This window comes from Megasphaera sp. UBA4233 (genome assembly GCF_002395615.1).
GTDB classification, from domain to species: domain Bacteria; phylum Bacillota; class Negativicutes; order Veillonellales; family Megasphaeraceae; genus Megasphaera; species Megasphaera hexanoica.
This window is the reverse complement of sequence record NZ_DGXL01000009.1, coordinates 324-12437: the sequence shown is the minus strand read 5'-3', so window position 1 is coordinate 12437 and position 12114 is coordinate 324. Positions and strand designations below refer to the sequence as shown.

The 12114-nt window shown below is 50.2% G+C and carries 7 protein-coding genes; all 7 read right to left on the bottom strand.

Translation table 11 applies throughout. The annotated features are described in order from the left end of the window. Positions 1 to 10: 10 nt before the first annotated feature. The gene (sdaAA, locus tag B2U90_RS01960; protein ID WP_059076169.1) at positions 11 to 898 is read right to left on the bottom strand and encodes an L-serine ammonia-lyase, iron-sulfur-dependent, subunit alpha; all 888 of its coding nucleotides are present in this window, start codon (positions 896 to 898) and stop codon (positions 11 to 13) included. 14 nt (positions 899 to 912) lie between these two features. After that, a complete protein-coding gene (sdaAB, locus tag B2U90_RS01955) occupies positions 913 to 1572 on the bottom strand; it encodes an L-serine ammonia-lyase, iron-sulfur-dependent subunit beta (protein ID WP_059076170.1) in 660 nt (219 codons plus the stop codon). 9 nt (positions 1573 to 1581) lie between these two features. Further along, positions 1582 to 5262, bottom strand: coding sequence for a helicase-exonuclease AddAB subunit AddA (addA, locus tag B2U90_RS01950; protein WP_292016978.1), 3681 nt, complete (start codon positions 5260 to 5262; stop codon positions 1582 to 1584). Next, complete coding sequence (gene addB / locus B2U90_RS01945) at positions 5246 to 8662, bottom strand: helicase-exonuclease AddAB subunit AddB (protein WP_292016977.1); 3417 nt, start codon at positions 8660 to 8662, stop codon at positions 5246 to 5248. Before addB ends, addA begins: the two co-directional genes overlap by 17 nt. A gap of 127 nt (positions 8663 to 8789) precedes the next feature. After that, the gene (locus B2U90_RS01940) at positions 8790 to 9761 is read right to left on the bottom strand and encodes a 4Fe-4S cluster-binding domain-containing protein (protein ID WP_059076173.1); all 972 of its coding nucleotides are present in this window, start codon (positions 9759 to 9761) and stop codon (positions 8790 to 8792) included. A 185-nt stretch (positions 9762 to 9946) separates the two neighbouring features. Continuing rightward, entirely contained in the window at positions 9947 to 10996 is a 1050-nt protein-coding gene (locus B2U90_RS01935) for an ADP-ribosylglycohydrolase family protein (RefSeq protein ID WP_059076174.1), read from the bottom strand. A 212-nt stretch (positions 10997 to 11208) separates the two neighbouring features. After that, a partial coding sequence (gene tuf / locus B2U90_RS01930; RefSeq protein WP_292016976.1) for an elongation factor Tu occupies positions 11209 to 12114 on the bottom strand: 906 nt, incomplete at its 5' end.

Sequence of the window (12114 nt, the reverse complement as noted above, 5' to 3'; positions counted from 1 at the left end):
TGTCCCAGCATCAGCCTTCGTTCATTTCCTGTTCCAGCCTCCGGGCAACGGCCTTTCCCGTTTCCGTTCTGGCAAGGCCGCCATCGGATGTTTCTTTAAGGGCAACGGGCATCATACGGCCGATTTCAGCCATAGCACTGATGACTTCATCAGGCGGAATGACACTGCGGATACCGGCCAGGGCCATTTCAGCTGCACCGACAGCCATTACAGCCAGGCAGGCATTCCGCTTGACACAGGGCACTTCTACCAGACCGGCTACGGGATCACAGGCCAGCCCCAGTGTGTTTTTCATGCACAGTGCCATAGCCTGCAGGATTGCATCATCAGAACCACCCGCCAGTTGGGCAGCCGCCGCGGCAGCCATGGCAGCAGCTGTCCCGCATTCGGCCTGACAACCGCCGACAGCTCCGGCAACTGACGCATTGCGGGATACGACAGCCCCAATTCCTGCGGCCGTAAAAAGAGCTTCTACATTTTCATCCGGACTCGTTCCCAGTTCTTCACTGACTGCCATAAGAACAGCTGGAACGATACCACAAGAACCTGCCGTCGGGCAAGCGACGATTTTGAACATCTTGGCATTGGCTTCACTGACAGCCAGCGCATACATCTCTGCCTTGCGTGGCAGGCTCCCCAGCAGCCGGCCACTGCTATGGGACAGTTTATTTGCATCTCCCCCGACGAGTCCGCTTACAGAAGTTCCCGTATCGGTAAGACCGGCCTCTATGGATTCACGAAATACCTCCAGCCGGGAAACCATGCGCTGCCGCACCACCTTTTCCGTCTGTTCAGAGGTTTCCATTTCGTGGCGGATAACGACGTCCGCTATCCGTATATCATGCTGGGCTGCCCTGTGAGAAAGTTCTTCCAGCGTTTTATATTCGTATTCGTACATCTCTCCTGTACCTCCTATAACGGTGCCAGCGTAATGACGCTCTCGATAGCTGAAATATTGCCAATCAGGCTGACCATTTCTGCCGGTACCGGACTGTCTGTGCAGACAATCATGACCGCATTGGCGTGTTTGCCGCTGCGGAACACCTTCATCGTCGAAACATTGATATGCCCGATTGCCATAATCGTCGTCGCTTGGGCGATGATTCCCGGCTGATCACGATGCAGCGTAATCAGGGTATGTTCTTCCCCATTGAGAGAGACCTCAAATCCATTGATTTCGCGGATTTCAATCTTACCACCACCCAAGGAAACGCCCAATATTTCTGCCTGATTGCCATTTTTGCCTGTCATGGCAATGCGGACTGTATTCGGATGATCTACTTCTTCATCAGATCGCCGCAGGGTAATTTCCAGCCCTTTTTCGGCCGCTATGGAAAAGGAGTCCCGGAGCCGGGTATCATCCGCTGAAAAACCCAGGAGGCCGGCGACCAGCGCCTTATCTGTCCCATGGCCTTTATAAGTCTTGGCAAACGACCCATATACGGTAATCATGGCCTTTACCGGTTCGTCCTTTAATATATTCCTCGCCATGAGACCGATACGCGCAGCACCGGCCGTATGCGAGCTGGAAGGGCCAATCATGACAGGCCCTACAATATCAAATACACTCATGATATACTCCTATTCTACACGAATCGCCGTTTCCAGGCGGAAACTATACATATAGGCCTCCCGTACGGGACGGCCACTGATCTTTTCTACAGCCTGCCTGTAGAGAGAAATCTGTACGCCATACCGTTTGATAAAGGCGTCCGCATCATCGAGACGGTCTGTCTTATAATCAATCAATACCCATCCATCACCCTCCCGGAATAAACAGTCGATAACGCCCTGCACCAGTATTTCCTCTCCCGGTTCTGCGTCCGGCAGGAGACCGCCGGCAGGAAGGAGGATGCTGAACGGATATTCCCGGAGTATGCGGTCTGACGACGCCATGCGCCGGCTGAGCGGCGAATGACAAAACGCAAGGATTGGCGGCAGATAGGCCATTGATACTTCTTCTGCTGTAAATAATTCCTGAGCCTGCCAGGACCGGAGCTGTGCATCTATATCGTTCCGGTTCATGTCAGCCCTGATATCCAGATACTGCATGATTTTATGAACAATCGTACCACGGCGGGCGCCCGTTTCTTCCTCTTCCCTTCCATCCATCCATGCCGGCAGCCGGCCAAACACGTCTTCCTCACGGTCTGCCCCGGCCCCCGTCGCTGCCAGTTCCCGTTCTTCTTCCCATTCATCCTGGTGTTGGAGCTGATACTGTCTTTTGATTTCAGAGACAGAATACTTGGCTGCTGTCCCCGTCGCTTTAGGCCACGGATAGTGCCAGGCTAAGGTTTGCTCCATCCAGCCGGGAATCAGGGCTCCTACCGGTTCACCGCGGCGCACCTGCTGCAACGGTGAATCAAGGGATATATCCGGTGCCACTTCTTCCAAAGTCGGAATTTGGTGATATAAAGCCAGGCGCCAAAGGCCGTGCATTTCATCACTTTCCAGTCCCGCCATAACCTTTTCATTGGTCTGTTTCCACTGATCCGCCCCTGCAAAAAGAGGCATGAGCCAATCGAGATATGACTTTCCTTCCGATGGACTGCCTTCTTTTTGCCAGTGTTTCCAGGCTTTTCCCATATCTTTGACAGTACCTGTCAGGATCAGTTTATCCCGTGCCCGGGTCATCGCAACGTAGAGTACGCGCTGTTCTTCTGCCCGTCCTTCCCAGGCTAGTTGTTCCCTCAGACCGCTCCAAATGAAGTCAGGATAAGAAATCCGCCATTCCGTATCAAATTGCCGCAGGCCGATCCCTAAAGATTTATGGAGCAGTATGTCCTTGGAAAGGTCTGTTTCATTGAACTGTTTCCCCATATCGGCTACGACGACAACAGGAAATTCCAATCCTTTACTTTTGTGGATGGAAATGATGCGTACAACATCTTCCCCTTCTCCCAGTACTTTGGCCGGAGCCAGATCGAGCTCGTCTTCCTGCATCTTGTCGATGAGCTGCAGATAGCGGAATAATCCGCGATATCCCGCTTCTTCATATTGCCGGGCCCGTTCATACAGAGCCCGGAGATTAGCCTGCCGGACGGCACCGCCGGGCATACCTCCGACAAAATGGATATACCCCGTGTCCTCATACAGCCGCTGCAATAATTCGGCAACACTGGCGCGCCGGCTGAACGTCCGCCACTGTTCCAGATGCCGCATAAAATCCCGTAATGGAGCGGCATCCTCATCGGATAACGTTTGTACATATGCAGGCAGTTTCTGCCACAATGTTCCGTCTCCTGTCAGATGAAGGCAGGCCAGGGCCGACTCATCCATTTTGACCAGCGGTGACCGGAGGACTGCCGCCATGGGAAGATCCTGTTCCGGGTTATCGATGCATCGCAGCAAAGCCAGCATGACCTGTACTTCTATAGCGGCAAAATACCCGCCGCTTTCATCGGCATATACGGGGATTCCCGCTTCCTGAAAAATCCGGGCCATGACTTGTGCTTTATTTTTCAGTGAACGGAGCAGCACAACCATATGGCGCCAGGAAACGGGCTCCATGGAACTATCTTTACGTTGGATACACTGACCGGAATGTTTCATGTCTATCAGGCATCGGGCCACCATCTGGCACTCTTTTTCAAATGCCGTACGTTCGTCCTCCCCGTCCCCGGCCAGCTCATCAGAAACCAATTCTGATGGCTGGTCATCCTCTGCACCGGTATCATCACTTCCTCCTGTATCGAGTAACCGGACTTCTACCGTACCGCCCAGCCAGGAATCGTCGGTGCATTCCTTACGGCCGGCGTACAGCCGTTCCCGTTCACCATAAGGCATACCGGCTGTCTCTGTCGTCATAATGCGGCTGAATACGTCGTTGATGGCTTCCAGGATATGCCTATCGCTACGGAAATTACGGGCCAGGTCAATGCAGCGCTGCTCCGCCCGGTCATCCCGGCTGTACGCCCGGTATTTTTCCAGAAATAATGTAGGATCTGCCAGGCGGAACCGGTATATACTCTGTTTGATATCCCCAACCATAAAACGGTTATCCGGGCAGGCTATCAGCCGTGCTATCATTTCCTGGACGCCGTTTGTATCCTGGTATTCATCCATGAGGATTTCTTTAAACGTGTGGCGCAATTCCTCTGCCGCATCAGACCGGATAATATGTTCCGGCGTTGAAACCGGGTCCAGGAGTATCTGCAGGCAAAAATGTTCCAGGTCATTGAAATCGACCCAGCTTTTTTCCTTCTTTGCCTGTCCGTAAGCTTCGGCAAAATCTTTTGTCAGCTGCACCAGCCCTGTAATATACGGCTCCATGCTGCGCAATCCATCCAGCCAGTCTCTGCCCGATGGCACAAACCACATATCCCGCATGGCCGTAAACTGCTTCTTGCATGACGTGCGTACCTTTTTGCATTGTTCCCAAAATTCTTTATCGTCTTCGTCCAGCTTACGCAGACTGGCAAGGCGGTCATAATTGACAGCCCGTACAGCCTGCCGCAGTTCTTCCCACGAAGTCTTATCCTGAATCGACTGCAACATAACATATTCATTTTGTATTTGCTGATATCCTTTTTCCAGTGCCGGCCGGGCCTCCAGTCCGGGTAAAATCTGCCGTAACCGTTCCAGGATGCTGCTGATCTGACTATGGGCCCTTTTTTTGATGGGCTGGCACCAGGGAAGATCATCCAGTCTGGCATCATCGGCTACGGCATAATCGGCCACAGCCTTGTCCAGCCAGACATCCGGCCAGGGCAGGCTGCGGGAAAAGTGATATATACGGATGATTTCTTCCATCAGGATGTCATCGCCGTGTTCATCGCCAAACATTTCCGCCAGTGGATAGAGGATTTGAGCCTTATCCGGATCTTCATAATAAGACAAAAAGACATCCTCCAATACCTGATGCTGCAGCAGGATTAATTCTTCCGTTCCGGCAATGGTAAACCGGGGATCGATATCGATTTTATAAAAATATCTCCGGATAACGGCCTGACAAAAAGAATGAAGAGTAGAAATATGGGCAGAAGGCATGAGTGCCAGCTGCCGTTCCGCCCTTTCTGAATCTTCTTCAGTCAGCTTACTGGCCAGTGCCGCTGCAATCCGTTCCCTCATTTCGGCAGCAGCTGCTTTGGTAAACGTGACGACCAGCATTTCCGTTATGTCCACCGGGGCTATCTGATCCAGAAGACGGCGTATGATACGTTCTACAAGGACAGCCGTCTTGCCGCTCCCGGCAGCTGCCGACAATAGAAGTGTCTGTCCCCGGCTGTCGATTGCTTCCTGCTGTTCATGAGTCCATGCCATGTGTATCGTCTCCTTCCTGATTAATGCGGACAATAATATCGCTTTTTTTCAATTTCCCGGCCGCATCATAGGCGTTGTCCTGCGTATGAGGATCAAAGGCGCAGAACGGATGATACGGACAATACTGGCAATGGCTCTGCGTTCCAAAGAGGACCGGATGGATGGAAATATCGCCGCTGCCCATCTGTTCAGCAATGGCATGAATCCTGTTTTCAGCCACCTTCAGCACTTTCTGCCACCAGGAATAGGGAAATACATTATATCCGGCTGTACTCAGATTGCCGTTCTTATTGAGCCGCACATTAAGAAATGACGAAGACGCCTCCATAGCCGTATCCATATACCGGATAACGTCAGGACTGTCCAGATAAAAACCCTTCAATTTGTTCTCTTTATTGTATAGCTGGATTTTTTCCTCCTGGCTGAGCAAATGGTTTTCTGAAAGTTTCCGGCTTCGCACATAGCAATATAACACGGCTGCCGGGGCGGCCTGAGACCCTATGTTTTTCAAGGCAACATCCATATACGTCAGGAGCTGTAATTCCAGTCCCATGTAAATTTTCTGCAAATCCAGTACGGTGCTGCCCGATTTATAATCGATGACAACGACAAAATCCGTATCGTCTGCATGGAGTGTGTCAATGCGGTCAATCTGCCCGGTCACGATGACCTCCAGCCCATTGTCCAGCGTAAATTGCAAAGCCTTCCAGGCATTTTTCCCCTGTCCAAATCCCTTTTCCACGGCAGTCGTATGAAAATCAGAAGACTTATTGAATTCACACAAACGCCGCACTGTCCGGATGAGAACCTGGATCAGTCTTCCCTGGATTTGAATAAAATACGCATTGGACATGAGAATATCGTTTTGTATCTTCGGCGATAACTCTTCTACAATGGACGTACACAGCGGCCCTATTTCCTCATCCTGCAAATGCTGCCACTGCCGTCCTTCGGTGAGCAGTTTTTCTCCAATACGGCGCAGTGCTTCATGGACGAGCATTCCCAGATCTGGTGCCGAAAAATGCTGCACCGGCCGTTCGGCAAGGCCCAGCCCATATTGCGAAAAATACGCAAACGGGCACTGACGGTAACTTTCAAACCGGGTAACGGAACCGACAATCCTCCCTTCCGGAGCATAGAGGCGGCGTACGGTTTCATAGGGAAGCCTATCCGGCCGGTTATGATAAAACAAGCCCTGCACAGCCCGTACGGTTACCTGTTTCCATCCATGGAGCAACGCCCAGTCATACAAGGACCACCATACGGAATCTATTTTTTTATTTTCTACAGCCGGACGCAGCATAACTGGCAGATATTTCAACGCTGCTGGCATAGAGACGATATACTCCGCAGCCGATGCCGGAGAAGCTTCTCCGCTTTCCTTTCGAATGCCAGCAATATATCCTTTATCTATCAACTGCTGGATCCACAAAGACGGCGTCAGCTCCTCGCCCTGCTCATCAGCCAGTGCGTAACTGATATATAGCCGTTCTCTGGCCCGGGTGGCCGCCAGATAAAACAGGAATTTTTCCTGCAGGGAACGGAACCGGCTCCCCGGCCCCAACGTCACGCCGGCCTCTGTCAGGCTTTGCCGTTCTACATCACTTAGAAGTCCCTCATCGCCGCTGTGCTGAGGAAAAATCCCATCATTGATGCCACATAAAAACACAATGCGTCCACTGCCGGTATACCCCCGTTCGATTGACGTAATCGTCACATGATCCAGTGTCGGCGGAATAATGCTGAACGTCATCGTCTTCAGGCCGTCTTCCACCATCTGGGAAAATTCTTCCAGACTGACCACATCATCTCCGCACAAGGCCGTCATTTCTTCCATGAATGCCAGCATTTTTTTCCATACCTGCTCATGTTCTTTACTTTCTGTCATACGCTGGACTGCTTCATCTTCTTCCTTCCAACGCCGCAGCGTATCGGGAACATGGATAGACTGGAGAAAAGTAAATAAAAGGGTACACCAGTCACGCAAATTTTTTTCTCCCTGTGCCTTCTGCCAGAAAGGAAGTATATACTGCTGAACACGCTGCCGCACTTCATTGACCTGATGCAGTCGTTCCTGTATTTCCGGATGCTGACTTACATCATCGCTCATATATTTTTGTGGGTAATAGGTCCATTCCCGGCTGCTCAGCCACTGCCGGCTGCTGATACCGCTGGCCAGACAGTAATTTTCCAGGATATCCACTTCATGCCGGTCCAGAGGAAATAAATCTGTTTTGAGAAGGCGGAACACTGTCTCGTGTGACCAGTGGGACCGTAGCAGTGCCAGAAAAGCGGCAACAGCCTCTGCGGCAGGGTGAGATGCCATGGGACGCCGATAATCAGTAAAGCACGGTATACCATAAGACTTGCATATCCGTTCTCCCAGCGCATCATACATATTGCTAGTCCGGGTGAGTATCAGAAAATCCCTGTACCGGTATCCGTATTGCACGAGACGGGCAATGCGTCTGGCAATGGCGTCCATTTCAGCCGCGCGATCAGAACATTCTGAAACAATGAGTTCCTTAACCGGCACGTCCTGTGTATCCGGAACGGACTGAAAGAAATGCCTGGTAAACTGTCGTATTCCCTTGCATGGCGGATTGGGCAGGTTCTCTGTTTCCAAATGGGGGAAAATGCGGAGAAGACTCTGATACACTTCCCAGGGGCGGTGATACAAAGCCGTATGGCGGGACTGCTGTGAAATACGTTCTGCATCCATTGTCAAGGTTATGGTCAGCGAATCAGCCACTTTTTCGGCTGCCAGCAGAATCTGCAACTGCTGCGGCGTGAACCATTGAAATCCATCGACCCAGACCCGTGCTCCCTGAATAAACGTATAGTTGGGCAGTTCCCTTGCCAGCAGTGTCATCGTATCATCGGCATTTCCAAAATGTTCTCCCAGAAATTCCAAGTATTTTTCATACAATGAAGCGATGTCTTCCAATTTATGTGACAGTGTCAGCTGATTCATCAGCCCTGCCGCATTCCGCAGCATATCCGGTGTAATACGGAAGGAGCGGCATTCCATGAGGAACTGGCCCATAGTCGTCACAAAATTAGGTTGCGAGGCGGCAGTCTGAAGGACAGTCAATACATTGCCGTGCTGCCTTAGAAGACGCTGTAGTACGATATTGCGGCTCAATTCAGATAACGACGCATGTTCTTTGTTCCGTTCCTGAAAGACCTGGAATGCCAGCCGGGAAAATCCAAAAATCTGGGTTCCCATAAATCCATGACCCGGCATGGTGGATGCAAACCGTCTTTCCATACTGTACGTAGCCTGGTCAGGTACGAGCAAAACAGCCTTTCCGCCATCTTTCGACCAATTCCTGATTTCTTCCAGGCATCGGGCAGTCTTTCCGCTGCCGGCCCTGCCAAATACGACGGTTACTGCCACAGCTCTCTCTCCTCTCCTGTGTTCACTGCAAATATACATATAAAATATTCTATCATACTCTGCATGTGAATCCTAGTAGAGAAAAAGAAAAGGCCCGCTGCTACCATTCAGATAACAGCGGGATTTTTCAAATTGCGGCACAAGCAGTTTTGACAAAGGACAACCGGGAAGGACGGCTGCGCTGCAGCCATTTGAGGTCATATGGTTCAAATACGACCTTACGGTACGCGTCTACATCCATGAGCGTTCCATCCCAGTCAGAATGGATATCTCCATTCTGCTTAATCAGGATATCGTACAATATATCATAGGTAATTCCTGTCTTAGGATCTGTTTCCACAATCGTACTATACGGCAGCGTCTTATGATAGGTCAGTTCCATTCCCTTATAATCAAAATGGAATCCACAACGCATGCGGCACCCATCCAGGCCCGTATAAGTGGCAATCTGTTTCAAATCATGGAGAATGCGGTCACCTTGTTCATCATACAGATTATCGGGAGTCGTCGCCGTGTAATCGAAACGGAACTGCACAGAAGCGCCGGGAATTTTGTAGAACCGTTCCAGATACGGTACCAGTTCCTGGGCTGGATAGTTTTTGTAAAGCACGCAATTAATGCGGAAGGGAACCGCCAGCCGACTCAGCAGAGAATCATTGGATTCTACGACATAATGCTGCATATGCCGGGATACATTGATACATGTAATCTTGTCTTTATTGCGTTTCGTAAAATTGACAATGTCATCTTCCGTCTGGAATTCAAAAACGGGCAATGTCGTGTTGATATACACCTTGTGAGTTGTGGGAATCTTATCGAGCATCATCTGAAGAGAGTCCAGATTGGCAAACGGTTCCCCACCAGTAAACACATAATCACAATAGGGCGTAATCTGATTCATCATTTCAATGCTATGACATATCTTTTCTGCCGAAAAACCTTCTGGATGGGAATATTCTTCTTTATTGATGCAGAAGGGACAATGATTGCGGCAGTTGTACGGAACAAAAATAGTAATAGTCGCTCCGCCTTCACGCGTTTTGTATGGATGTCTTGTCTTAACTGTGCTTGCAGTAGTATTCACCTGCGTCTGTATCATGTTCTTATTCGCCTCAAATTCATTTTACCCAGCCGGGAGCGCCAAATAAACGGGCATTCCAATTTACACTGTTCAGTGATATCCAACAAGCATGGGCACTTATTACTATCATAACACAAATGTCAATATCGTCAAATAATTAACTAGACACATATTATGTTATTTTTGAATTATTTTAGCGACTTTCAATTCTTCTGTTTCGCTGTTTCGTGGATTTTATAGAGATTCTGGGCCAGGCTGGTGACGAGGCCGCCACATTCCAATTTGTGAGACCAGCTGCGCGGCACAGCATCAGCCCCGTACATAGCACCTGCCATATTGCCGCAGACTGATCCGCACGAATCGCTGTCTCCATCCTGATTACAAGCCATAATGACGGCATCTTTCAACGTCCCTGTTTTTAACAGGCAATAAATAGCCAGAGCATACGTTTCTTCAGCAACCCAGCCTTTGCCGATCCGTTTCATAGCCCGCCAGGCTTCCCTATCGGTCACGGCTTCATCGATGGCCCGGATAACTGCTCGCTTTACACCTTCATAATGCTCATGTTTTTGTAATATCCGCATGACTTCTGGCAGTGTATCGGCTAATTCCTTTCCCTGGCTGAGGAGAGAAACGGACGCGCTGAGCATTCCTGCTGCCAGATATCCCGTAGGATTTCCATGAGTCAGACGCCCTGACTGACAACCTACGTCAAAAGCCTTTTCCGGATCACCTGCATAAAACAATCCCACAGGAGCGGCACGCATTATGGAACCACAGCCTTTACTGTCATTATCGGCATAGAGGCTGTCTGTCCGGCCACTTCCCGCCAGAGCGGACAGGCAGGTTTTCCCCGGTGCCCGCCGGGCATATAAATCTTCTTCCCCCATCATATCGTAATCCCATTCTTTTTCATGGGCCTGCCTTGTCATCCAGGCAGACTGATCCGGTTGAATGACTTGCTTTGTCTGTGTATAATACCAACGCATGTACGACCGGTACAGACCTTCTTCTGGCGCCAATTCATCATGAGCAGCCCAAAGTAGTCCGTCGGCAGTGAAAAGAGACATTTGTGTATCATCCGAGATGATGCCTTTTCTCCCATTGGCATCCAGCCGCAGTATCGTCCGCAATCCATAAGGCCCGAATTTTTTCCGGATAGTATACCAATCGTCAAATTCGATGATATATCCTAATGCATCGCCTGCTGCACCACCAAGCATACATCCCAGGAATCGGTCACATGTATCCATTTTCACACCTCCAACACGTATATTCGATTCGCTATCAATCCCATAGTTGTAAAATAATTATAAAATGGGTTTACAATTTATTGATATTATTATATTATATAAGATTATACTTTTATTATAACAGATTAATCATCCATTGTGCAATAAAAAAAGCACCTGCAACGATTGTCGCAGATGCTTTTTTATTTTTCCCATAGGTAATACAGGGGTTATCAGCCTTCGATTTCGGAAACAACGCCGGCGCCTACTGTACGGCCGCCTTCGCGGATAGCGAAACGCAGGCCTGCTTCAATAGCGATCGGAGTGATCAGTTCAACGTCCATTTTGACGTTATCGCCAGGCATGCACATTTCCGTGCCTTCCGGCAGCTGGATTACGCCCGTTACGTCCGTTGTACGGAAGTAGAACTGCGGACGATAGCCGTTGAAGAACGGTGTATGACGGCCGCCTTCTTCTTTCGTCAGGACATATACCTGTGCTTTGAATTTCGTGTGCGGATGAATCGTGCCCGGTTTTGCAAGTACCTGGCCGCGTTCTACTTCTTTGCGGTCGATACCACGGAGCAGTGCACCGATGTTATCGCCTGCTTCTGCCAGATCCAGGATCTTACGGAACATTTCTACGCCCGTTACAACCGTATCTTTCGGCTGATCTGCCAGACCTACGATTTCTACGGGGTCGCCGACTTTAATCGTACCACGTTCAACACGGCCTGTTGCAACAGTGCCACGGCCTGTGATGGTGAATACGTCTTCGACCGGCATCAGGAACGGTTTGTCTGTCGGACGGTCCGGAGTCGGGATGTATTCATCAACGGCTTTCATGAGGTCTTTGATGGACTGTACAGCTTCGGGATCGCCTTCCAGTGCCTTCAGAGCAGAACCGACTACGATAGGTACATCGTCGCCAGGGAAGTCATAGGAAGTGAGGAGATCGCGGACTTCCATTTCAACGAGTTCGATCAGTTCCGGATCGTCAACCTGGTCAGCTTTGTTGAGGTATACAACGATAGCCGGTACACCAACCTGGCGGGCCAGGAGGATGTGTTCACGAGTCTGGGGCATCGGGCCGTCAGCAGCGGATACGACGAGGATAGCGCCGTCCATCTGGGCAGCACC

Coding starts and splice junctions, on each gene's coding strand:
- addA (WP_292016978.1), bottom strand. CDS start 5,262: ATGGCATGGACTCATGAACAGCAGGAAGCAATCGACAGCCGGGGACAG.
- B2U90_RS01935 (WP_059076174.1), bottom strand. CDS start 10,996: ATGGATACATGTGACCGATTCCTGGGATGTATGCTTGGTGGTGCAGCA.
- sdaAB (WP_059076170.1), bottom strand. CDS start 1,572: ATGAGTGTATTTGATATTGTAGGGCCTGTCATGATTGGCCCTTCCAGC.
- B2U90_RS01940 (WP_059076173.1), bottom strand. CDS start 9,761: ATGATACAGACGCAGGTGAATACTACTGCAAGCACAGTTAAGACAAGA.
- sdaAA (WP_059076169.1), bottom strand. CDS start 898: ATGTACGAATACGAATATAAAACGCTGGAAGAACTTTCTCACAGGGCA.